Here is a 24,559-nt window from a genome sequence, read left to right on the forward strand (position 1 = left end):
AAAGAATGATGACTGGTTCTTTTCAGTTCTTTGTTTTTAATTTTCCATTAGAAACGGCCATCCAATTACAAAGTGTGTAGAGTAATCGCGCACCAACATTTGCATCCCATTCATTATTATCAGCCGGTGCTACTTCGTTAAGGTCGAAGCCAATAATTCTCTTACCAGACTTCACAAGTTTTTTAATCAGGTGCAGCACTTCGTGAAATTGAAAACCTCCTGCCACAGGTGTTCCTGTATTCGGACAGAGTTTGGGATCTAATCCATCAATATCAAAACTGATATAAACGAATTCGGGAAGTTCTTTAATGATGACGTTACAAATCGCATCCCATGATTTTCCTTCAAACTGATGAGCCTTAATATCTTCGTCAAAAAAAGTTACTACTCTGCCAGCAGCTCTTTGCATAACCATTACCTCTTCTTCGCAATAATCACGAATGCCAACTTGTACTAACTTAGCAACAGCAGGAAGTTTAAGTGCATTGTACATAATGCTCGCATGAGAATAAGTAAAACCCTCATAGGCTTTTCTTAAATCGGCATGCGCATCTATTTGCAATACAGCAAAGCGATCGTAGCGTTCACTAAGTGCACGCAAAAAACCCAATGGTGTGCTGTGGTCGCCACCGAGTAAACCCACCATCTTACCTTCTTTTATTTGTTTCAGTGTCGTGTTTTTTACATAGATGTTCAGGTTTTCACAAGCTTCATTTATTTTGTCAAGTACGGGATTATCATCAGTTTCACCTCCTTCACTTAGTGATTGTATGTACTGTGCAGCGAGTGTTCTTAACTTACGATTCTCTTCATATAAATTCTGTGGAACTGGCAACATAGCGACACCAAGTTTCCAGGCATCCGGTATGTCTTTAACAAAAAGATCAACTTGTGCACTCGCTTCTAAAATTGCTTCCGGACCTTTAGCTGTACCATCTTTGTATGAAACGGTAACCTCCCAGGGAACTGGTACGATAACTAGATCAGCATTTTCAGGTGAAAAGGGGAGACCAAATAGATTGCCTGTAGCTCCGGGAGCATTTGGATCAAATTGGGCAATAATATCTTCTTTTGTCATGGAATAATAACTTCGATATTGAGTGTACTGTTTAAGATCTTGAAAATTGTTCGGGGTAAATAAAGTCAAGTAAAGTGGCGCTCTCTTTACTTACTTCTTTCCACGAGGGGACAGTGATTTGTAAAAGACAAAGACCACCTGTGGGCATTGAACCTATTTCCGCATTGCTTAAATACTCAGCTAAATAAGATACTGTTGGATTGTGCCCCACCAAAAGTACCGACCTGATACTTGCATCAATTTTATTAATAAAGCTTAAGTAAGATCGAATCGATGAATTGTAAAGTTCCTCTTCTTCAATTACATGTTCACTGGTAACTTTCAAAACATCAGACACTAAAGCTGCGGTGTGTTTAGTACGATTTGCCACACTTGTATAAATATATTCAGGGGTAAATCCTTGTTTAGAAAGTTGAGTTCCTATAATCAGTGCCTCTTGCTGCCCCTTGCCAGTTAACTCACGATCCTTATCATGCAAACCGCCATGAATTTCTTCGGCCTGGGCGTGCCGCATAATATAGAGTGATCGTTGCATGAATTGAAGGATTTGGTTTGAATCTGTAAAATTAAACATCTTATAAAAATCCACATGAAGATTATCTTTAATTGAGCTAACAGGCTGACAGTTAGTTACATGTTACCCCTTCCGATGGGTGCTAAACATGTAATAACAAGAAAATTGAATTTGATTTTTTAAAAAATTAGAGATATTTGACCCTTCTGATAAAAAAAGCATGTCGAAAAACTTAGTTATTGTTGAGTCTCCTGCGAAAGCAAAAACCATTGAAGGGTATCTGGGAAAGGATTATAAAGTAGCCTCCAGCATGGGACACATACGCGACTTGCCGAAGGGTGGAGACGCAATTGATATTGAAAATGGCTACGAGCCAACGTATGAGATTAGTCCTGATAAAAAGGAAATCATATCAAAACTCAAGAAACTGGCAGAAGATGCAGAAATGGTTTACCTGGCAAGCGATGAAGACCGTGAGGGAGAAGCTATTTCGTGGCACTTAAAGGAAGCACTTGACCTGAGTGATAAGAAAACCAGACGTATCGTATTTACTGAAATTACCAAGAAGGCAATTTTGAATGCGATTCAAACACCTCGCGGTATTGATATTGATTTGGTAAATGCGCAACAAGCAAGGCGCGTACTCGACAGGTTAGTAGGTTATCAACTTTCTCCAATATTATGGAAGAAAATTAAAACGGGCTTATCTGCTGGTCGTGTACAGTCTGTAGCTGTTCGTCTTGTTGTAGAGCGCGAGCGCGAGATCAACGATTTCAATATTACATCATCCTATAAAATCAATGCCTATTTTGATTTAGGCAAAGGCAAAACACTGGTAGCTGAACTGCCGGAGCGTTTTAAAGAAGAGAATGAAGCAATTGAGTTTCTTGAATCATGTAAAGGTGCCAAGTTTAATATCAAAGACTTAATTACCAAACCTTCAAAACGTACACCAGCACCGCCTTTTACTACCTCAACACTACAGCAGGAAGCATCTCGTAAACTGGGTTTCTCTGTTACACAAACCATGGTTGTTGCACAAAAGTTGTACGAAGCAGGTAAGATCAGCTACATGCGTACAGACTCTGTAAACTTATCGGAAGAAGCACTAGCCAATGCTACGCAACAAATTGTGTCAGCTTATGGTAAGGAGTTTGCACAACGAAGAATCTTTAAGACTAAATCATCTGGCGCCCAAGAAGCTCACGAAGCTATCAGACCAACCGATTTTAGTGTGATGGATCCTGGTATGGACAGTGGTGCTAAACGTTTGTACGATTTAATATGGAAGCGCGCTATTGCATCGCAGATGGCTGATGCAGAATTGGAAAAGACAACAGCATACATCGGTATATCGACCAACCCTAAAGTATTACAGGCACAAGGTGAAGTAGTGCTTTTCGAAGGATTCCTTAAAGTGTATATGGAATCAGACGATGATGATGATGAGCAGGAAGACAGCAAAGTATTGCCACCACTTAAGGTTGGACAAGATTTGGTATTGAATGAGTTAGTGGGTAAACAGATTTTCTCCCGCACACCTCCACGCTACACAGAAGCAAGTTTAGTAAAGAAACTGGAAGAGTTGGGTATTGGCCGACCATCTACTTACGCACCAACCATTTCTACAGTGCAAAAGAGAGGTTATGTAGTAAAAGAAGCGAGAGAAGGTGTTGAACGTAAGTACAACGTCTTTAAGCTTGTTAATAATGAACTCAGCAAAGCAATTGATACAGAAATAACAGGAGCAGAGAAGAACAAGTTGTTCCCAACCAACACAGCTATGATTGTTAATGACTTTCTGGTTGATAACTTTCCTGATATTACTGACTATTCCTTCACTTCTGAAATTGAAAAGGAGTTTGATGAGATTGCAGAAGGTAAGTTAGACTGGAGACGCATGCTGGATAATTTTTACCAGCCTTTTCATAAGACTGTTCTTAAAACAGAAAAGATTGAACGTTCTGAAGTTGGAAGAAGCAGAGAGTTAGGCGTTGATCCTAAAACCGATAAAATGGTTTATGCAAAACTGGGTCGCTTCGGTGCTTATGTTCAACTAGGCGAAAACCCTGACGACAATGGTGGCGAGAAACCTAAGTTTGCCAGTCTGCGTCAAGGCCAGTTTTTAGAAAACATTGCATTGGCAGATGCGATGGAACTTTTCAAGATGCCACGTGAGGTTGCTCAGTTTGAAGACAAACCAGTGGTAGTGAACTTGGGTCGTTTCGGCCCCTATGTTTTACACGATAAAAAATTTGTCAGTATTCCGAAGGATGATGATCCATACACCATTACCGGAGATCGTGCTATCGAATTAATAGAAGCCAAGCGTATTGCAGATGCGAATCGTTTAATCAAGAGCTTCCCTGAAGATGAAGAGATGCAAGTACTCAATGGTCGTTTTGGGCCATACATTAAAGCAGGTAAGAAGAATGTAAAGATTCCGAAGGGAACCGAACCAATATCACTTACCTATGCAGAATGCAAAGCTTTAGCTGATGCTACACCAGAGAAGAGAGGTCGTTTTGGAAGAAAAGCAGCGCCTACTCCTGAAGCGAAGAAAGCACCAACAAAGACAGCGAAGAAAGCTGCTAAAAAAACATCAGCTGCTAAGGTTGCGAAGAAGGCAGCAAAGAAAACAACTACTAAGTCGGCAGGAACAAAAGTAGAAGCAGCTAGAAAATCAGGTGTTGTTAAAAAAGTAATTCCTGCAAAGAAGAAGGCCGCAGCCAAGAAAAAAGCAAAACGTTAATCAGCAGCTTATCAAAATAAAAAAAGATCGTGGAGAAGTTCACGATCTTTTTTTGTATCAGGAAAGTATTGAGATTTAACCGCAGAGCACCCAAAGGTTCGCAAAGATAAAAACTGTACCTCTGCGAATCTCAACGCTCTTTGCAGTTAGAAATTTAGATTGAGTTTATTGACTTTTATCTGATTCGTTAAGTGTACTTCCACAAAACTTACAATGAACTGCATCAGCATCATGACCTTCCTTTAAGCAAACAGGGCAGCATTGTGTGCTAAGCTTGTCTTTACTTTTCTGTTGTATCATTTCTGCAGATACAATACCAGTTGGAACTGCGATAATACCATAGCCCATAATCATGATTATAGCTGCCAGACTTTGACCTAGATTTGTTTGCGGAGCAATATCTCCATAACCAACGGTTGTCATGGTAACGATTGCCCAATAGATGCTTCTGGGTATGCTTGTAAAACCATTTTCACCACCTTCAATAAGGTACATTAAGGTGCCTGCAATAACTACCGAAGTGATGATGGTGATCATAAAAACTGTAATCTTATACTTGCTGGCTTTTATCGCCTGCATCAATACATTACTCTCGCCAACAAATTTTACCATTTTAAAAATTCTGAAAATCCGTAAGAAGCGCAATACACGAATAATCATTAATGACTGAGCGCCATAAAAGAATATAGCCAAATAGGTGGGTAATATGGATAGGAGATCAACAATACCGAAAAAACTGAGAACATAGTTCCGTTTGTATTTCACTACCATAAGTCTGGCAAAGTATTCTAAGGTAAAGATGATAGTAAAGACCCACTCGAGGGTATAGAGTATTTTACCCACCTGTTGTTGAATACCAATAACGCTCTCGAGCATTACAGTGACAACACTTAAAATTATACAAATTAATAGTGCAATATCGAAAATGCGACCAGCAGTGGTGTCTGCTTCAAAGATGATTTCGTAAAGGCTATCCTTCCAGTTTTTTGAAGGTTTATTCTTTTGCATCCATCAAGATAGCAAAACAATAGGAACAACTGAGTATTAAAAATTAAGGACTAATACAGTATTCTGAACTTGATGGTGTTCTCAATCGCTCTAAGCTCTTTAACAACATCTTTATTATACTCTTTGTTGATGTCAGTGATAACATAACCAATTTGCTCATTGGTTTTTAAATATTGTCCAACAATATTAATCTCATGTTGGGCCAATACTTGGTTTATCTTCGCCAAAATACCTGGTACATTGTTGTGAATATGAATTATCCTGTGCGCATTTTCTAAAATGGGCAAGGTAAGGTTGGGGAAGTTTACACTATTGCTGGTGCTACCCGTGTTGATGTAATCCATGAATTTTGCGGGAACAAACTGTCCAATGTTTTCCTGGGCCTCCAATGTAGAACCACCAATGTGCGGTGTTAGAATGGTGTTGGGTAAACCTCTTAGCGGTGACTGAAATTCTTCTTCATTGCTCACTGGTTCATAAGGGAAAACATCAATACTGCAACCGGCAATTTTTCCACTTTCAATATTATTTTTAAGTGCATTGATATCAACTATATGGCCACGACTCAGGTTCATGAAAATAACACCATGTTTCATCCAGCCAAATTCACGTTCTCCAATAAGATTAGCGTTACTCTCACGTCCATCGACATGCAGTGAAACAACATCTGCTTGTTCCAATACTTCTTTTAAAGATTTAAGTTTAACGGCATTACCCAACGCGAGCTTTTCTTCCCTGTCGTAATACAACACCTTCATACCAAGCGATTCGGCCAGTACAGAAAGCTGTGCACCAATATTACCATAACCAACTAGTCCTAGTTTTTTGCCACGTACTTCAAAACTACCTTTCGCTGATTTATCCCAAATTCCCTTATGCATCTTGGCAGACCTATCCGCGATGCCACGAATCAATATGATCATTTCTGCAATGGCTAGTTCTACTACAGAACGTGTATTACTAAACGGAGCATTAAAAACGGCAACACCTTTTTCAGTAGCTGCTTTTAAATCAATTTGATTTGTACCTATGCAAAAAGCACCGATAGCCATTAAGCGATTGGCTTGTTCCAATACTTTAGCTGTTACTTGTGTTTTAGAACGGATGCCCAGTACAGAAACATTTTTTATACGCTCACAGAGTTCATCTTCTGTCATTGCAGCCGAATAGGTTTCAACATTAAACCCTTCTGATCGCATTAACTCAACTGCTACTGGGTGCACATTCTCCAGCAATAAAACAGTAATTCTATTTTTAGGATAGGAGATGGCCGTGTTAAGCTTATTAAGGTATAAAAACTCATCCAGACTTGGAGTAATGTGATCGGCTTTGCTTAGCACACGCTCACGTTCTACATTTTCAGTAAAGGCGTAAAACTTGTTGGCTAGTCCTGCAAATTTGATTTCATAATCTGTATAGCCATCACCAATTACATATACATCTCCAGGCAGATTCAAACGCTTAAGTTGTTCTACTTTTCCATTGTTTGCTGAGAGTGGGTTCTCTTTATCAAACCCGATAACATTACCGTTGTCATCGAAGTGAAAACGATTGGCGAAAATATTTTCTGGTTTAATGCCAAACTCAGTAACTATTGGATCTATGAAAGCATGAAAACCATTAGAGATGATGTACACCTGGTCAGCATATTCCTGTAAGAACTCTCTATTCCTTTTAAAAGATTCAGACACCATACCGCGCAAAACTATTACGAGTTGTTCTAGGTGTCTCCTGTTAGGCTGAAGTAAAGTAATGCGTTTTTCGAGCGACTCGCGAAAAGATATTGAACCATCCATTCCCTGGTTGGTTATTTCAACAATCTGTTGTTTACGTTTTTCATGATCTGAAAAATCTTTAAGAGAGATGTCTGCCAGCACATCAAAGGCTTCAACTTTGGTAAAAGTGCTATCGAAATCGATTACGAAATACTTACTTGGCTTCATAGTGTGTCCAAAGCGAAAGTAAATAAACTCGCGTGGTATTAGCCAATGCTTTACACTCTTTTTATTTGACTAATGAGTGTTAGTTGGTCTCACCCTTGCTTCTCCCTAGGAGAGTTAATGGAGCCTTAATTAAGAGAGATTGATAGTTGATTATTAGTTATTCTTAGTCAATTTATACACCATGCAAACTGCAGAAACCGGGCAGACAGTTTTAAACTCTGAAGAATTAAGAATGGCTTCGGGCACTTGCTCACGATTGATTTTACTAAAGTTTCTACGCTCAAAGAATACCTCGGCTGTCTCTGTTAATAAATAAACCTCTATAACACCCAAAGATTTAGCCTTAGTGATCAAATCTCGTACAACCTGATCACCTAATTTTTTACCTCTTTGTGCCTGCTCTACTGCGACAGAACGTAGCAAAGCATAGGTACCATAAAGCTCAAGTCCACCCGAAGCAACCAATTGTTGATGATCATTTAGATATGTTAAGTAAACACTGCCTTCCAGTTTTAGATCGTGGAAAGGCAGCGCATTTTTTTGTAGAAAAGTCCGGAGATTCTCTAACGTAGTCTGATCTTCAATTATCTGCAAAATCATATTATAGTTAAGCAACACAATGTTGTTTAGTTAAGCCTTTTTTATGGCCTCACCTTTCGTCCTCTCCAAAGGAGAGGATGAAAATGGAAGCTTTACTAAACGACTTCAATTTAGCAACACCCTGAACCAGGGGCACACTTCTGTTCCAATGGTTTCTCGGCATATACTGTTATGCTGTAAATACCAATCGCCCCTGATTTATAGTTACTAAATTCATCCTGACTTAAGTAGTTAGTGAGAATTTCATCAGGAATGGTGATTTTCTTCTCTTTCTGAATTTGTAGATTAGTAAAACCTGCATCCTTAATGGCTAGCAAATAATCTACCTCTTGAATAGCACCAGAAACACAGCCAGCATACATCTCTGCATTCTTTTTTAGGCCTTCTGGCAGTTCACCTCTCAATACAATATCAGAAATACTGAAATGGCCACCCGGTTTAAGAATGCGATGTGTTTCAGAAAAAGCAAGTTGCTTGTTAGGAACAAGGTTCATTACACAATTACTAACTACAACGTCAGCTATGTTTCCACCCAGTGGCATTTTTTCAATATCACCTTGACGAAACTCTACGTTGTTGTAACCAAGTTTGTCAGCATTAATACGTGCCTTTTCAATCATCTTCTCGGTAAAGTCTATACCAATAACTTTTCCTTTCTCGCCAACAATTGAACGCGCTACAAAAGCATCGTTGCCTGCTCCAGATCCTAAGTCAACAACGGTATTACCTTCTTTAATATGTGCATGTTCAGTTGGTAGTCCACATCCAAGCCCTAAGTCAGCGTCAGCCGCATAACCCTGTAGTTGTGTGTAATCATCAGCCATAATTGCGCTGTCGATTGTAGCGCAACCACACGTTGCCCCACAGCAACTTGACGCATTAAGCTCACGATCTTGTTCAGCAATTTCACTGTACTTATCTTTTACAATTTGTTTGAGTTGTTCTGCGGTTTCCATTGGTAATTTCTTTTATATGTTATTGTGATATTGATCGATTAAAATAAAAATTTTAACAGCACTTATCTGGCTGGTAGCTATCAAAGAGTTGTTGCAAAACCTGTTGCGCTTTTGCCCAGGCTTTTTCATCAATACAATAGCAGACACTTGGTCCCTCTATATCTCCTTTTACCAGTCCAGCATTTTTCAACTCTTTTAAATGCTGAGATACTGTTGATTGGGAAAGTGGAAGCTCATCTACAATGTCGCCACAAACACAAACTTTGCGCTGAGCCAGAAACTGTAAAATAGCAATGCGTGCGGGATGGCCCAAGGCCTTACTAAGGGTTGCCAGCTCATTTTGGGTTTGACTAAAAGCTTCTGTTTTTGTTAGTCCCATTTTTTATTAATCGTAATTTACCGATAAAGGTTTCATTAAATAAAAAAACCATCCCTTTTGAGGATGGCTTTTTAATCAAGCTTTTGATTATCAGTTCTTTCTCTTTAATACTTTTTCAGCCGCTGCTACAATATTTTCTGGCCCTAAGCCATACTTTTTAAGAAGCTGGGCTGGAGTTCCGCTTTCACCAAATGAGTCATTAACCGCCACCATTTCAATAGGGCGGGGGTTAAAGCGAGCTAAAACCTGGGCAACACTGTCGCCTAAGCCGCCATTCATCTGGTGTTCTTCACAGGTAACTACGCACCTTGTTTTTTCAACCGAAGTCAGAATGGCTTCAACATCCAATGGCTTAATAGTGTGGATATTGATGATTTCTGCACTGATGCCCTTCTCAGCAAGTATAGCCTCGGCTTCAATGGCATTCCAAACCAAATGACCGCAAGCAAAAATGCTCACATCTTTACCTTCAATTAATTTATCTGCCTTACCTATTGTAAACGGACGATCAGGAGCCATGAATACAGGCCAGCTTGGTCTTCCAAAGCGCAGGTATGCCGGGCCCTGATGTTGCCCCAAAGCAATAGTAGCGGCTTTAGTTTGATTGTAGTCGCATGGAACAATTACAGTCATACCAGGCAGCATTTTCATCATTCCAATATCTTCCAGTATCTGGTGCGTTGCGCCATCCTCACCAAGGGTAAGGCCTGCGTGAGAGGCACAGATCTTTACATTTTTATTTGAATAGGCTACTGATTGACGAATTTGATCGTATACCCTGCCGGTTGAAAAGTTAGCAAAGGTCCCTGTAAAAGGAATCTTCCCGCCAATGGTCATACCAGCTGCCATACCAATCATATTGGCTTCTGCGATACCAATTTGAAAGAAGCGTTCAGGAAACTCTTTCTTAAAAGCATCCATTTTAAGCGAGCCTGTAAGGTCAGCACAAAGCCCCACCACATTTGGATTTTGTTTACCTAACTCTAATAAACCAACTCCGAAGCCAGAGCGTGTATCTTTCTTTTCTGTAAAGCTGAATTTTGTCATGATGCTTTTATTTGCAACGCGAAAGTCGCAAAAAATATAACCTCACCCAAAAGGTGTTAAAATTTTGTTAATACCGTTTTATCTGAGGGTTAAAACAAACACTAAGCGGTACTTATCGTAAAAGCCTAGTATTCGAATCCAACCAACGTCCCAATGACCAACTCTATGTCGAAAACCAATAAGCGCATGCTTTTATGGTTTATCATCGCACTTATTATAGCATTAATCCCCTGGCTGGCGATAGCCCAATCCAAACCTGTTGAAAAACAGAAGTTTCATTTTAGCGAGCCGGGTGAAACTAAAGCTGGTTATATCCAAGCTGTAAAAGTTGGTAATACGCTTTATATATCAGGTGTTCCGGGTGTCGATCCTGATATGGGTATTTCCATAAAGCAAGTTTATGATGGGCTGCAAAAAACCTTAGCACATTACGGAGCCACCTTTAAAAATGTTGTAAAAGAAAACTTGTATACCACTGATATTGAGGCAGTAAAGAAAAACAATGAAGTTAGAAAAGCCTATTACCAAGGTGACTTCCCTGCCGCCACTTGGTTACAAATTGACAGATTATACATGCCACAGGCTAACCTGGAAGTTGATCTGATAGCAATTATAGGCGAGTAAGTCTGTTGCATTTGGGTATCGAACTTTGTCAAAGCACCCTTTAAGTTGATTTAATCACAGGCAATGCTATCTTTGCGCGCTTAAATTAACATTTCATGAAGAATCTATCCCTGATCCTTAACGTTGTTTTACTGCTTGCAGTAGCCGCTTTGTATTACTTACACTTTTCAAGTCCTAAGTCTGCTGCAGTTGGCGGAAATAGTGGTGTTTTATTGCAAGACGCTAAAATTGCCTATATCAATTCTGACAGCGTACTTAAATATTACGAATACCTGACTGTAAACAGAACAGAACTTGAATCAAAAGGCCTTCAGATGGAACAGGATTTTCGTAACAGAGCTCAAAGCCTTCAAAACGATGTTGCTACTTACCAGCGTACTGTTAACAACATGACCTTTGGTCAGGCTAAAGCAGCAGAAGAGGAATTGACTAAAAAACAACAAAACCTTCAGTTATACCAACAAAGCCTTTCTCAACAACTGGCTATGGAAGAAGGCAAATTGAATAAAGAGCTATATGATAGAATCACTGCATTCTTAAAAGATTATGCAAAGGAAAATGATTTACAAATAGTGTTAAAGTATGATCCTACCAGCGATGTATTGTTTGGTGGAGAAACACTTGACATTACACAACCAGTTATTGATGGATTAAACGGTGCCTATAAAAATGAAAAAGCTGGTGTTAAAAACCCTTCTGATTCTACCAAAACAAAGTAATTCGATAGCAGAGTTTAACAAAAAGACCGGTCATTATGCCGGTCTTTTTGTTTTTAACAATAAGCTTTCATTATATTTATCATAACTAAAAAAGTATCCTATCGTGTTGAACTCATTTTTTGCACGAATCTGGTCAGGTAGCCAGGAATCGAAACAGGTAGGCCTCATGTTGGCCACAGGTTTCTTCATGGGTATTTTTATAGCTACCTACCAAATCACAGCCGACTCCCTTTTTCTAAGCCGCCTGGGAGATCAATTAAATAAAGCCTTTCTGATTGCCGGAGCACTGGGTATTTTAACAACAGCCGTTTACTCATTTTTCCAAAGCAGAATAAGGTATACCACTCTGACGATTAGTGCAGTAATGCTAATTTCTGCTTTTACCGTTGGTGTATACTACTTGCTCCATGTAAGAATTGATCTGGAGGAAACCCTCATCTTTGCACTTTATTGTATGTCTGGCCCCTTAACGGCAATTCTATTGCTAAGTTATTGGGGAACCTTCGGCCGCTTATTCAATTTCAGGCAGTCAAAAAGAATCATCGGTTGGATTGATGCAGGTCAGCTGATCGCTGCCATTTTAGCCTCTTTTGTAATTCCTTTAACCTCACCTTTTGTACCAGATACAACTAATTACTTGTTGTTATGTGCCGTAAGCATCCTAATCGTTTCCATTCTGCTCTTTATCATTTCTTCTAATTTTAAAATGGCTAAAGATGACCCGAAGGACGATAGTGATGGGGCTGTAGAAAGCAGCGAAACTTCATTAGTCAGCATCGTTAAAGATCCTTACACACGCGTGTTGTCTGTTTTCTTGCTGGTGTCCATGTCTGTATACATTCTGTCACAGTTTTCATTTCAACAGGTGGTACAGCAACAGTATCCTGACGAGCGGCAGCTCACGAACTTCATGGCCTTTTTCATGGGTGCGGTTTACATTCTCAGCTTAACCATGCAGACTTTTGTTAACCATCGCATTATCAGTAATTATGGTTTAAAAGTTTCTTTATACATTCTTCCCGCAGTTATAGGTCTTTTTGCTTTTACTTCTGTAGGCACGGGTATTCTCTTTGGTAACGATGCATCACAAAGTGGCTACGTGTTCTTCTTTGTGTCGGTAGCCTTAACCCGTTTATTTAGCTGGACGCTGCGCGACTCACTTGAGAATCCTGTATTCAAGCTTTTTTTCATCCCGCTGGATGGCCGACTGCGCTTTGCTATTCAATCAAAAGTGGAGGGTACTTTTAATGAAATAGCCCGTTTTCTGGCAGGACTTTTACTCTTCGGAGTAGCCTTGCTTCCGTTTTTTAAGGTTGTCTATATCATGGGCTTCCTGCTTGTACTTACGGCCATCTACCTTGTTATTGTAAACAGATTATATCAGGGTTACAGGGGTAAAATTCATGAGAAGCTCGAGAGTGTAAATATTACACAAGAGAAACTGGAAAGAGGTTACGCGAGACTTACCTCAACGTTGGAAAATTTTTTACGTGTACCAGAATCCGCGAAAGCTGTTTTCTCTTTTAAACTTTTAGAGAAAATCAATGCAGGACAAGTTCCGGGATGGATCAACACTTTGATGCGAAACTCAGATGATGCAGCCAGACACTACGCGCAGCATCGCATGAATGAACTCAAGGGGCTTTCAGTTTCTGATAAGTACGTTATTAAAGGTGATCGGGAAGAGGGCAGTGGGAAACAAGTACTGAGCAAAGCCGATCTTCAGATGATCATTGATAACAATGGCGAAATAACGAAGTCGCGAGTTCAAAAGTTAACAAGATCCTATGATCCTGATGATAGACAATACGCAGCTGAGCTGTTACTTCATACGGGCAAAGATGAATCAACATCATTTTTAATGGAGTTGTTAACAGACTCGGAACACAAAGTGCGTAATACCGCTATTAAAACAGCCGTGCAGCGTTACAATGCTGAAGTAATTAATGCATTGATCGAAAATCTGGGTAGCTCCACGTATAGTAACCAGGCGCTTAATGCCCTACTGTTAATTGGAGAACCTGCCTTAGTAGCACTGGACTCTGCTTTTTACCGTAGTGGTCAGAGCACACAAATTATGTTGCGCATAATTCAAGTAATGGGAAGAATTGGTGGTGGTCGCGCACGCGATATGCTCTGGCAAAAGATCGATTATCCAAATAAGGTTATTGTATCGAAAGCATTGATTGCCTTGGGCGAATGTGGTTTTAAAGCCGGGATTTCTCAGATATCGCGTATTAAATATGCGATTGAATCTGATGTGGCCGATATACGCTGGAACCTGAGTGCCTTGCAGGAAATGGAAACCAATGGCATTTATAAAGATATAACCCAAGCCATCCGTTGGGAAATTCAAAATGACATTGAGCATATTTATATGCTGCTCACCATGTTATACGACACACATTCTATACAGCTTGTTAAAGAGAATATCGATAGCGGCACGCCCGAAGGTATTGCTTATGCAATCGAATTGCTGGATGTATTCTTATCTGATCAATTAAAGCAAAGGGTTATTCCTGTTTTAGATGATTTGTCAGACGGTGAGCGAATAAACAGATTGGAGGATATCTATCCTCGCGTTCGCTTAGATTCTAAACTCGTTTTAAAATTCCTGATCAATAGAGATTTTACACAAACTAACAGATGGACTAAAGCTTGCCTTATATACCAAATTGGCCTATTAAAAATTGGCGATTTTCAAATGGATTTGATAGCCCAGCTTTTTAATCCTGATGAGTTGGTAAGTGAGGTGGCTGCCTGGTCGTTATATCAGTTTAGCCCTCATAGTTACGAGGAAAATACTAAGCGTTTGGGAGTAAATAGAAAGCGTAAACTCGATCATTCAATACTACAAAAAGGTGGAAAAGAAATGCTTTTTGAACGCATACTTTTCTTGAGTAAGATTGAATTATTTCAAAACGTACCAGGAATTGTATTATCTTATATTGCTGATATTAGTGATGAGATTGAAGTAAAAGAGGGAGAGATAATAGTGTTAGACGACCAGCAAAATGATTATTTCTACCTGGTCGTGGCTGGTGGCCTTGAATTATTTAGGGGGGGGCAATTAAAGGCGCTCTACATTGAGGGTCAATTTATTGGTGAAATGATGGTGAAGGAAGGTTTTGCCAATTTTAATAGAGCCAGGACAACAAAAGACAGTCTTTTAATGAAATTTGATAAAAACCAGTTTTACGAATTGCTGTCTGATCACGTAAAGCTGGCAGATCAGTTTTTAGTGTATATTTAACCAAACACATTGATTTTCAATTTTTTTTTATAATTTTTGAAGTTGAGTTAATTTTTTAAACTGAGTTTTTGACTCCTGCTGTCCCCAAGCAGTTGGCAAGGCGAAAATTCTGCTGAAATGAAAGTACAGCAGGCCCATATCGAAATTCCCTCCAATCCAATTCAGGAGTCAATGGTAGACATTGAACCTGGAACGCTTAATCCGTTCCCGGGGTTAAGGCCGTTTACTATAGACGAATGTCATTTATTCTTCGGAAGAGAGGGGCAATCTGATGAGATCCTGCTAAAATTATCAATCAACCGCTTTGTAACCGTAATGGGTTATTCAGGAAGTGGTAAGTCATCCTTAATGTATTGCGGACTTGTGCCAATACTCTATGGAGGCTTTATGACCCAAACAGGGCCTCATTGGCAAATTATTACATCACGCCCTGGGGCTTCACCGATACAAAGCCTTACGCAATCTATTGTTGATCATCTCTTAATAAGAGAAAAGATTGACCCGGCTGATGTTGACATACATCGCTCCATTATCAATTCTGTTTTGAGAAGCAGCTCCAATGGATTGGTGGATATTGCCAAATACCTGCAAGAGGAACGTGATGAAAATGTATTCTTTTTGGTCGATCAGTTTGAGGAACTATTCAGATATGCAGAGAATGCTAACACAGACGAAGCTTTTAACGAAGCACAAGCCTATGTGAATCTGGTACTTACAGCTGTCCAACAGACTAATGTACCCGTATATATTGCTTTAACGATGCGATCTGATTTTATAGGATCGTGTTCAATTTTCCCAGGCCTTACTACCCTAATAAACCATAGCAACTACCTGGTACCGCAAATGACGCGTGACCAGAAAAAGATGGCCATTGAAGGACCAATCGCTGTTGCCGGAGGACGCGTGTCACAACGTTTGGTAAAACGCATTTTGAATGATGTTGGTAATGAGCAAGATCAATTACCAATTATTCAGCATGCGCTTATGCGCACTTGGGATTATTGGTTGGTTAACCGAGACCCAACCGAGCCAATGGATATACGGCATTATAATGCCGTAGGAAAAGTAAGCCAGGCGCTTTCGCAACATGCTAATGAAGCTTTCGAAGAATTAAATGCACGAGAGAAAGAGATAGCTGAAGTGCTTTTTAAAAGCATAACAGAGAAGCGACAAGATAACAGAGGCACAAGAAGACCTAGTAAGATATCGCTATTGAGTGAGTTAGCTGAAGCTGATGAGCAAGATGTGATAAGGGTAGTGGATCACTTCCGCAAATCTGGTCGATCCTTTTTAATGCCTTCTGCCCATATCCCGCTTCATTCAGATTCACTCATAGAACTATCTCACGAGAGTTTAATGCGAATCTGGACTCGCCTTAATGTTTGGGTGGCCGATGAGTACGAGTCAGCTCAAATGTATAAACGTTTGTCGGATGCTGCTGCCATGTACCAAATTGGTAAAACAGGTTTGTGGCGACCACCAGATCTTCAGCTCGCACTTAACTGGCAGAAAAAACAAAAGCCAACACGCGCATGGGCTCAACGTTACGATGAGGCATTTGAGCGTGCTGTTGTGTTCCTCGATTCAAGCAGAATCACGTACGAAGCTGAACTTAAAAATCAGGAGTTACTTCAAAAAAGGCAACTTCGTAGGGCCAGAATTACAGCTATCGTTTTAGGTGGGGCAACCATAGTTTCAATTCTATTCCTGGTGTTTGGTTACACACAGCGTTTGGAAGCCCTCCAGCAAAAAGAGATCGCAGAAAAACAAAAAATTATTGCAGAAGAAAAGTCAAGTGAAGCTGATAAGTCTCGGGTCTTAGCCGAACAAAAAGCAGAGGAGGCTACTAGACAAAAAAATATTGCTGAAGATGCAAATAAAAAACTAGAAGACGCCCTATTAAGAATTCAAGCAGCTGTTTTAGCAGAGGAAGCAGCCAAAGAAGATGCCCAGAAAAATCTTTTCATTGCACAAATAGAAAGAGACACAGCCAACGTCCAAAGGAGGAAGGCGGCTGAAAATCTTATTGCTGCAAAACGAGAATATGAGCGTGCAGATAAATTGTTAATGCTGACCAAAGCCAGGGCCATGGCTGGGGTTTCTATTCAAATGGATGACGATAAAAACCTTGCGGGTTTATTAGCAAAACAAGCTTACATTTTTAACACAAGGCATGAAGGTAAAAAGTATGATCCATTTATTCACAATGCACTTTACACAGCCCTTACCCGAATAAAGGGCAGCAGCTATAATGCACTACGTGTTCCCGGAGTATCTAGAAATAGAATTAACTCTGTTGCGGTCTCCTCCAACAGCAATACTTTTTATGCCGCTGGAGCAGATGGTAGAATTTTTAGAGGGAATTTGGATAATCAGAGTATAACGCCAACAGCTATGGAGAATCGCTTCCCCAATAGAATTGTGGTGCTTTCAAAAGACGATCGTTATCTATTGAATGCCGGAGACTCATCCTTTGTACAATTATTCGATCTGCAGAAAGAGAAAGCCAAGCCTGTGGTAGTAAGGTTGGGCGCCCAGGTACACGATGCAGAGGTGATGCCTAATGGAGAAGGCTTCCTTGTGTCAACAGCAAACGCAGTATGGTCTGTTAGTGGCACAGGTGCCACAAGAAAGATAATCTCTTCGCCTGTTGCTATAAAATCCTTGCATGTAAATAAAGCTGGAACCATGGCTGTCGGGGGTACCTGGTCGGGTAAATTGTTCCTGATTAATATTGCCAAAAGTGCTTTTGAAACGCTTTATGAAGAACCCAACAGCAGAATAACATCTGTAAAATTCCACCCATCTGATTCACTTATTGCCTTTGGCACTGAAGACCTCACCAGCAAACGTGGAGTGGTTAAATTCTTTGGTTTGGAGTCGAGAAGTCTTGGTCGTCAGTTTACTGGACATAAGGCAGCTGTATACGACATTGAATTTAGTCCGGATGGTGAACTACTCGCCAGTGCGGGCTCTGATAAAAGATTACAAATGTGGGTGATCAGAAACCCTGAAGACCTTCCAGTGGTAATGGATAACAATGATGGTTTTATCTGGGACATCGCCTTTGCAAAAGGGTCAGACTACTTAATTACAACCACTTACGAATCTGAAATCAGAATATGGCCTACAGATCCTGCCATTTTGCAAAACGAGATTTGTTCAAAACTTGATAAAAACATGACACGCTACGAATGGGAGACCTACGTAGGAAAAGATATTAAACAAGAAATAACATGCGTTGGCTTATTGATAGACGACTACTAGCAAAAAGGTGGTTGACAATAAGCATGTGTTTCATGCTACTGTTAACTACTGCATTTGCACAGGATAAGTGTGACCCGGAGAGTACATTAGCACTTGCAACTGATGAATTTAATGCCGGTCATTTCTATGGACTCGAGGCAATTCTTAAGCCATGCATCAGTAATAAAACTTTTACAAAAGAACAGTTGGTTCGTGCCTATCAGTTACTTACTCAAACTTATCTGATTCTTGAAAATCCTGCCGCGGCAGAAGAGAGTTACCTTAATTTACTAAGTGCAAATCCGGAGTATGTTAGTAATCCAGAGCGAGATCCAATTGATGTAGTTTACTTAAGCAAAAAATTTACAGCCACACCAATTTTTTCATGGTTTGCACATGCCTCAGGTAACATTACTTTGCCTCGGGTAATTGAAGATAATGAAATAAATGTGGGCAGTCGTCAACAATATACAATCAAGCCCCGCTGGTCAGCTGGGGGAGGCGTTATCTGGAACTACAACGACAAATTAACGGCAGAGTTAGGACTTGATTTTTCTAGTAATACATTTGGCTATTATGAAGATGAGATTTTTATTGATGATAATTTAACGATGACCGAAAACCAGTTATCATTACAAATGCCATTCTCGATAAAGTATACACACGTCAGACAAGGGTTGAGTCCTTACGGATATGCAGGTATATCAGGAAGTTTGTTGCTTTCATCTAATCAAAGTTTTTTGTTGGTAGATAGAACTCCAGGGGCAACGGCAAGTGAAGGGTTAGAGCAAAGTTCAGAATTTGAACTTAATAATAGATTTAGAAGAGATGCAATTAACCGTGCCGCCCATATTGGTGCAGGTTTTAGATGGAAGTATAAGCTGGATTATCTTTTTGTTGACCTACGATACTCATTTGGGCTAAATAACATTGTCAGAAATGACAATTCAGTAAGAGATGTAAATGATATTTTTCCTTCAAGTGTGTCGGCTTTTAAAGCAGGTTATATAGATGATTATTTTAGACTCGATCAGGCCATGATAACCATTGGTTATATTAAACCTATTTACAAACCAAGAAAATTGAAGAGGGCAAGAACAACTCGTGGTGTTTTAAAAGATGTAAAAAGTAAGAGTAATGAATAAACTGCTAAAGATATCATTCATCTTGTTTGCAGTTATTAACCTCAGTAACTGCGAAACAGAAAAGTCTGTTGGTCCCGACTTTAAAGATTATTTTGTAAAGTATTACGGAGATGCAGGCAACCAGCAAGGGGTTGACATGGTGGTTAATGATGACGCTACTATTTTTCTGTTAGGGAATACAGACAGAAATAACGAACAAAGATTTTTTGTAACCAAGATTGATACTACTGGTAAGATTTTACTAAAGAAAACTTTTGGTCAAGGAGGATCGATTGTAGAGTCAGCAATAGATATCGAACCCACGGTTGATGGTAATTACATTATTGCTATACAAAGAATTGCTACTCCGGGAGGAGATAGGGACACAAAACTACTGCTGATTTCTGAAGACTTAATCGGACTGGATTCTATCATTTTTGATAATAACGTTATAGCCAATAGTCAAGGAGATGAAGCTGTTTCCTCGGTTACACCTTACCAAATAAATGGGGAAATTGGTTTTTTAGTTACGGGCAGTACTACATTGGTAAGCACTACTGGTGACCTAACTGACCCCTTTACTTATAAAGTAAATCAGAGTCTATCTTTAGATCCCTTTTGGGTAAATAATCCAGGTAACAATGGAACTTTGGATCAGGGCGTAAAAATTGTACCCAGACAAGCGGGCTTCCTTCTTTTTCTTAACACTAACCCTGAATCAAATGCCTCGAGAACAGGCTTTCATTTGCAACCTATCGAATCAGACGGTGATGCTACAACTGAGGGAAGTGTTGGGTTTGCCCGAATTTCGGAATCAGGCGACCAGGAATTTTTGCAACAGGTAGTAAGTAACCCCGATAATGGAGATTATCTCTTGGTTGGTAATAGAGTTAACGATGGGGGCACTCAGGTTTACTTTGTTGCCATGACAAACTCATTAGGTTTTGTTCCTGCTCAACATAGAAATGCAGGAAATCAAACAGTAGCTTTAAATAACCTTGAGGGCTCTATTTCTGGTGTTTCAGTTGCACCTTCTAAGCAAACTGGTTATCTACTGGTGGCAAATCAAGAATTGAACCTAGGTAATATAATGACAACCAATATTGTTTTGGCACGGCTTAGATTTTCAGGGGAGGTGGTGTGGACTACCCAATTTGGTGTAGATGATAGCTACAAAGCTGCCAAGATAGAAGAGCTGCCAAACGGTAAGATTTTGATTGTTGGCACAGGAACTCTGGGTAATCAGGAGAAAATGATGCTGTTAAAGGTTAATTCAGACGGGCAGTTTTTGAAATAGATTAATTACTGTTTTTTGGGTTACTTTACAAGTTATTTTAATATATAGATAGTTAGTTGGCTTTAGTTTAATGTCTTACAACACTTAAAGAATACCCCTCATTTCAAGGAATCTAAATCCTTGCGTTTAGGGTGCTTTTTTAAGTCAAGGTTTCACCCCCAATGAGACCTATTACTTCGACTATAACAATAAAGCCATTAACACAGAAAAATGAATTTGAAGACTAATTAACCACCAACCTTTGAAAAGAGTCTTTACTAATGTTATGGGTAAAAAGTTCTGTGGGGCAATAGTCTTGCTTGTCTTGTTTTTTGTGGCAGGAGAGAGTTTGGCTCAAGGTAATTTTGAGAGTAATGCTTCTGGTAACTGGACCGTTGTAGGCACATGGACTCTCGTATCTGGTTCTGATGGGGATGGAATACCTGACGCTAATGATAATGTTGTTATTCGCAATACACATACAGTCACTGTTAGTAATGGTGGGGTAGGTCCAACTGTCCATGAATGCAATAATATCACAATTAATAATGGAGGGATACTCCGGACTAATTCCGGTACAGCGGTTCGTACGCTTAGGGTTTCAGGCTCTTTAACGATTTCTGCCGGAGGAACATTAACTGTTGTAAGTTCTGGAGGAACGGTTACTCATTTTATAGAAATAGCAGGAGACTTCACAAATAATGGAGGTACTTTTTCGCCTCTGGTGGGTAACGATGTGGTGCAGGTTATTTTCAATGGCACTGGAGCACAAGCCATAAATGGAACATCTGTTACACAAACATTTAATAATGTTATAGTAAACAAATCGATAGGGACCACCTTAACAGTAAGCGGTAGCACCACAACATTAAACGCGGTAAACTTTGAGCAGACGTCAGGAAATTTTACAGCTCCAGCAACAACTGATTTTTCGGGAAATATTACACTTACCTCAGGCAATTATAATGCTGGAGTAAATACGAGTATAGGCGGAAACTTTACAAATAACGGAGTTTCTTTTATTAGTGGTGCAGGGACAGTTTCATTTGATGGTATTACTCAAGAAATTAACGGATCCTCTGTTACAACTTTTAATAATCTAACAACCATTGGATCTACAATTTTAACGACAGGAGTCGCCACAATTATTGGTGGAGATCTTAGTATCGGAGATGGCACTACATTTTCGCTATCTGGTTTCGACTTAACAGTGAATGGTACAACGACTATTGGTGCTGGCGCGAGTGGAGTACTTTCAATTACATCTTCAACGGGTACAAAGATTTTTGAAGGCCTTGTAACCATTAGTACGAATGGATTTTGGAATAACGCTGCTAATGAATCAGTTACATTTAGAGGCGGTATTACGAATAATGGCCTCTTTACTACGGGCTCTGCCTTGCAAACTTTTGACACGAATAATCAAGCATTAACAGGATCATTTATAATACCATCTATTGGAGTTAACGGCATTATACTTACAAATAATGGATCGGTTGAAATAAGCAACAATTTAAGCGGAACAGGAAATTTTTTTCAGGCTGTTGGCGCTACTCTTAATTTAAGAGGTGCAACAACAATTGCTTCATTGACAGCATCCTCTGCAGGTAATTCAGTTGAGTATTCAGGTAATGATCAAGATGTTTTTGGAACAACCTATGCGGACCTTGTACTCAACCAGTCTGCTGGAGAAGCATCATTGGGATCAGACGTAGTTGTAGAAGAAACCCTCACACTTACATCTCGCAATTTTAACTTGGCTGGGTATCATTTGGAATTCGGAGCCTTGGCTACAGCTATTGCTGGTGGACCCTTTTCTTCCTCCAAAATGATTATTGCCACCGGAGGAAGTGAAGTAAGAAAAAGTTTTAATAGTGCAGGTTCTTTTACTTTTCCTATAGGCGATAATACTGGATTATTGGAGTATTCTCCCATTCAGTTAACATCCAGTGGAGCATCAACTATTGGTGTCTCAATTGTTGATGCTAAGCATCCAAATAATTCAAGCGCGACCAATTTTTTATCACGTTACTGGAATATAGTATCCTCATCTCCTGTTACTGTTGATGTCATTGCGACTTACCTTAATACTGATATTACAGGGTCAGAAGGTTTAATAAGCACGGCTCAGTTAGATGGAACATTTAACCGTGATTCAAACCCTTGGGTGAAATCAACAGTCTTAGACGCTGGCAATAATGAGGCGGAATTTGTAGGGGCTGTTTTAACAACAGCGCAAACCTCGGCATTCACTGGTATTTTAAGTACAAACCCTGTTGCAGCTATTAATACTGGTGCTGGGGTCACGATCTGCGAAGGAGATGTTCAAGCGTTGCTCGCATCTGTTTCAAGTGGAGGAGATGCTCCATTTACATATTCCTGGTCACCAGCAACCGCCTTGTCAGCAACTAATATTGCCAACCCTTCGGCTAACCCAGTTGCAGATGTTATTTATACAGTAACCGTAACCGATGCCAATGGTATTGAAGATACAGAGATCACAACCATTACCGTCAATCCAAGACCAGTTGCTCCTGTTGTCACTTTTACAACTAACACGTATTGCGTTGGCGCAACTATTACACCACCAACAACCGCTGGTTCAGGATTACAATGGTGGAGTGATGCAACATTACTTACTTTATTACCGACAGTAGATCCGGAAAATCCAATAGACACAGAACTTGGTTTCAGCACTATTGCCGCAGGAACAACAACTGTTTATGTTACAGAAACCGTACTAGGTTGTCGCGGACCAGCAACTGCAATAACTCTAACCGTAAGAGCTAATCCAATTGCGGACGCAGGTGCTGCTAGTATTGATGTGTGCGAAGGAGATGCTGTAGCATTGGGTGGAAGCCCTACAGCTACTGCGGGTGCAGGAAGTTATACCTACAGTTGGAGTCCTGCTACAGGATTGAATAATGCAACCATTGCCAACCCTACTTTAACTGCTTCTTCAGCTGGTAATGTGGTTTATACAGTTACTGTAACAGATGCCAATACTTGTCAAAGCACAGACAATATCACAGTCAATACCCTAGCACTTCCTGCTGCACCTGCAGTTACATTTACACCATCAACATATTGTACAGGGGCAACACTGACTGCACCAACAACTGCAGGTACTGCTCTTCAGTGGTGGAGTGATGTAACTTTAACATCGCCACTTGTTACAGTTTCGCCTACCAATCCTACTGGTGCTGAATTAGGTTTCTCTACAGCATCCGCTGGCATAACTACCGTCTTCGTAACACAAACTGTAAATGGTTGCCGTAGTGTTGCCACACCCGTCACACTTAACGTTATCTCAGGCATTACAGCCAGTTTGGTTAGTAATGATGGTGACAATATCATTTGTGATGGAACAACTGTTTTATTTACAGCCACCCCCATTGGTGCAGCTTCTTATGATTTTATATTGAATGGAAATTTTGGTACCCCGATTCAGTCTGGGGTTTCCAATACTTTTTCAACAAACACATTAAATGATGGAGATGAGCTGGAAGTTGTAGTAACAGGAGGCGGAGGTTGTACTGATGTTAGCAATGGTATTATATCTACTGTAATACCAACGGCCACTGTAAACGCAGTGGCTAATCAGGTGCTTTGCAATGGAGATAATTCAACACTCGTTACTTTTACGGGTTCAAATTCCACAAGTTATACCTGGACGAATGATAACACTTCCATCGGTCTGGCTGCTAGCGGCACAGGAAACATAAACAGTTTTGTTTCCACAAATACGGGAATCTCTCCATTAGTTGCCACTATCACGGTTACAGCTAATAATGGATTGTGTGTAGGGACATCTCAGGTGTTTACGGTTACGGTTAACCCTACGCCAGCGTTGAGCAGCAGTTTAACCCCGGCAGCGATTTGCAGTGGTGATACATTTAGTTATACACCTGCGAGTGTCACAGTTGGAGCAACCTTCAGCTGGAGCAGAGCAGTAGTGGTTGGCATTACCGAGGCAGCTGGTACAGGCACGAATGATCCTAATGAAACACTGACTAATACAACAAGCTTACCGATTAATG

General features: G+C 40.1%; 16 protein-coding genes. 8 read left to right on the forward strand and 8 right to left on the reverse strand.

The window, feature by feature from the left end; all coding sequences use genetic code 11:
- Nucleotides 1-22: 22 nt before the first annotated feature.
- Together SanaruYs_RS17005 and SanaruYs_RS17010 are read right to left on the reverse strand one after the other, a co-directional pair.
- Complete coding sequence (locus SanaruYs_RS17005) at nt 23-1,078, reverse strand: agmatinase family protein (RefSeq protein WP_127123793.1); 1,056 nt, start codon at nt 1,076-1,078, stop codon at nt 23-25.
- Between the two features lie 31 nt (nt 1,079-1,109).
- A complete protein-coding gene (locus SanaruYs_RS17010) occupies nt 1,110-1,613 on the reverse strand; it encodes a SixA phosphatase family protein (RefSeq protein WP_160118701.1) in 504 nt (167 codons plus the stop codon).
- 199 nt (nt 1,614-1,812) lie between these two features.
- Here SanaruYs_RS17010 and topA point away from each other — a divergent pair, with 199 nt between their 5' ends.
- Entirely contained in the window at nt 1,813-4,344 is a 2,532-nt protein-coding gene (gene topA / locus SanaruYs_RS17015) for a type I DNA topoisomerase (RefSeq protein ID WP_127123795.1), read from the forward strand.
- A gap of 165 nt (nt 4,345-4,509) precedes the next feature.
- Here the strand turns inward: topA and SanaruYs_RS17020 are convergent, their stop codons facing one another.
- The 6 genes from SanaruYs_RS17020 to SanaruYs_RS17045 all read right to left on the reverse strand — a co-directional run bounded on the left by SanaruYs_RS17020 (nt 4,510) and on the right by SanaruYs_RS17045 (nt 10,277).
- Complete coding sequence (locus tag SanaruYs_RS17020; protein WP_127123796.1) at nt 4,510-5,352, reverse strand: ion transporter; 843 nt, start codon at nt 5,350-5,352, stop codon at nt 4,510-4,512.
- A 50-nt stretch (nt 5,353-5,402) separates the two neighbouring features.
- Nucleotides 5,403-7,295 carry a phosphoglycerate dehydrogenase gene (serA, locus tag SanaruYs_RS17025; RefSeq protein WP_127123797.1) on the reverse strand — a complete coding sequence of 631 codons (1,893 nt, stop codon included), beginning with the start codon at nt 7,293-7,295 and terminating at the stop codon, nt 5,403-5,405.
- A gap of 153 nt (nt 7,296-7,448) precedes the next feature.
- Entirely contained in the window at nt 7,449-7,895 is a 447-nt protein-coding gene (arsN2, locus tag SanaruYs_RS17030) for an arsenic resistance N-acetyltransferase ArsN2 (RefSeq protein WP_127123798.1), read from the reverse strand.
- 110 nt (nt 7,896-8,005) lie between these two features.
- Nucleotides 8,006-8,851, reverse strand: coding sequence for an arsenite methyltransferase (locus SanaruYs_RS17035; protein ID WP_127123799.1), 846 nt, complete (start codon nt 8,849-8,851; stop codon nt 8,006-8,008).
- A gap of 52 nt (nt 8,852-8,903) precedes the next feature.
- Nucleotides 8,904-9,230, reverse strand: a complete 327-nt coding sequence (locus SanaruYs_RS17040; protein WP_127123800.1) for an ArsR/SmtB family transcription factor — start codon at nt 9,228-9,230, stop codon at nt 8,904-8,906.
- A gap of 90 nt (nt 9,231-9,320) precedes the next feature.
- Nucleotides 9,321-10,277, reverse strand: a complete 957-nt coding sequence (locus SanaruYs_RS17045) for a transketolase family protein (protein WP_127123801.1) — start codon at nt 10,275-10,277, stop codon at nt 9,321-9,323.
- A gap of 165 nt (nt 10,278-10,442) precedes the next feature.
- Here SanaruYs_RS17045 and SanaruYs_RS17050 point away from each other — a divergent pair, with 165 nt between their 5' ends.
- From SanaruYs_RS17050 to SanaruYs_RS17080, 7 genes are all read left to right on the forward strand, one after another.
- Nucleotides 10,443-10,901 (forward strand): RidA family protein, encoded by a 459-nt coding sequence (locus SanaruYs_RS17050; protein WP_160118702.1) that lies wholly within the window; start codon nt 10,443-10,445, stop codon nt 10,899-10,901.
- Nucleotides 10,902-10,996: 95 nt separating this feature from the next.
- The gene (locus SanaruYs_RS17055; RefSeq protein WP_127123803.1) at nt 10,997-11,620 is read left to right on the forward strand and encodes an OmpH/Skp family outer membrane protein; all 624 of its coding nucleotides are present in this window, start codon (nt 10,997-10,999) and stop codon (nt 11,618-11,620) included.
- Nucleotides 11,621-11,723: 103 nt separating this feature from the next.
- The gene (locus tag SanaruYs_RS17060) at nt 11,724-14,873 is read left to right on the forward strand and encodes a HEAT repeat domain-containing protein (RefSeq protein WP_127123804.1); all 3,150 of its coding nucleotides are present in this window, start codon (nt 11,724-11,726) and stop codon (nt 14,871-14,873) included.
- A 117-nt stretch (nt 14,874-14,990) separates the two neighbouring features.
- Nucleotides 14,991-18,140 carry an nSTAND1 domain-containing NTPase gene (locus tag SanaruYs_RS17065; protein WP_127123805.1) on the forward strand — a complete coding sequence of 1,050 codons (3,150 nt, stop codon included), beginning with the start codon at nt 14,991-14,993 and terminating at the stop codon, nt 18,138-18,140.
- A 32-nt stretch (nt 18,141-18,172) separates the two neighbouring features.
- Nucleotides 18,173-19,264, forward strand: coding sequence for an outer membrane beta-barrel protein (locus SanaruYs_RS17070; RefSeq protein WP_160118703.1), 1,092 nt, complete (start codon nt 18,173-18,175; stop codon nt 19,262-19,264).
- A complete protein-coding gene (locus tag SanaruYs_RS17075; protein ID WP_127123807.1) occupies nt 19,257-20,540 on the forward strand; it encodes a hypothetical protein in 1,284 nt (427 codons plus the stop codon). Before SanaruYs_RS17070 ends, SanaruYs_RS17075 begins: the two co-directional genes overlap by 8 nt.
- A 241-nt stretch (nt 20,541-20,781) precedes the next feature.
- Nucleotides 20,782-24,559: beta strand repeat-containing protein (locus SanaruYs_RS17080; protein WP_148115048.1), on the forward strand; the 3,778-nt coding region annotated here is incomplete at its 3' end.

It is taken from the genome of Chryseotalea sanaruensis (assembly GCF_003990915.1).
GTDB lineage: Bacteria > Bacteroidota > Bacteroidia > Cytophagales > Cyclobacteriaceae > Chryseotalea > Chryseotalea sanaruensis.

Bases quoted from the DNA above. Each gene is read 5' to 3' on its own strand.
- SanaruYs_RS17005 (WP_127123793.1), bottom strand. From the start codon at position 1,078: ATGACAAAAGAAGATATTATTGCCCAATTTGATCCAAATGCTCCCGGA.
- SanaruYs_RS17010 (WP_160118701.1), bottom strand. From the start codon at position 1,613: ATGCAACGATCACTCTATATTATGCGGCACGCCCAGGCCGAAGAAATT.
- topA (WP_127123795.1), top strand. From the start codon at position 1,813: ATGTCGAAAAACTTAGTTATTGTTGAGTCTCCTGCGAAAGCAAAAACC.
- SanaruYs_RS17020 (WP_127123796.1), bottom strand. From the start codon at position 5,352: ATGCAAAAGAATAAACCTTCAAAAAACTGGAAGGATAGCCTTTACGAA.
- serA (WP_127123797.1), bottom strand. From the start codon at position 7,295: ATGAAGCCAAGTAAGTATTTCGTAATCGATTTCGATAGCACTTTTACC.
- arsN2 (WP_127123798.1), bottom strand. From the start codon at position 7,895: ATGATTTTGCAGATAATTGAAGATCAGACTACGTTAGAGAATCTCCGG.
- SanaruYs_RS17035 (WP_127123799.1), bottom strand. From the start codon at position 8,851: ATGGAAACCGCAGAACAACTCAAACAAATTGTAAAAGATAAGTACAGT.
- SanaruYs_RS17040 (WP_127123800.1), bottom strand. From the start codon at position 9,230: ATGGGACTAACAAAAACAGAAGCTTTTAGTCAAACCCAAAATGAGCTG.
- SanaruYs_RS17045 (WP_127123801.1), bottom strand. From the start codon at position 10,277: ATGACAAAATTCAGCTTTACAGAAAAGAAAGATACACGCTCTGGCTTC.
- SanaruYs_RS17050 (WP_160118702.1), top strand. From the start codon at position 10,443: ATGTCGAAAACCAATAAGCGCATGCTTTTATGGTTTATCATCGCACTT.
- SanaruYs_RS17055 (WP_127123803.1), top strand. From the start codon at position 10,997: ATGAAGAATCTATCCCTGATCCTTAACGTTGTTTTACTGCTTGCAGTA.
- SanaruYs_RS17065 (WP_127123805.1), top strand. From the start codon at position 14,991: ATGAAAGTACAGCAGGCCCATATCGAAATTCCCTCCAATCCAATTCAG.
- SanaruYs_RS17070 (WP_160118703.1), top strand. From the start codon at position 18,173: ATGCTACTGTTAACTACTGCATTTGCACAGGATAAGTGTGACCCGGAG.
- SanaruYs_RS17075 (WP_127123807.1), top strand. From the start codon at position 19,257: ATGAATAAACTGCTAAAGATATCATTCATCTTGTTTGCAGTTATTAAC.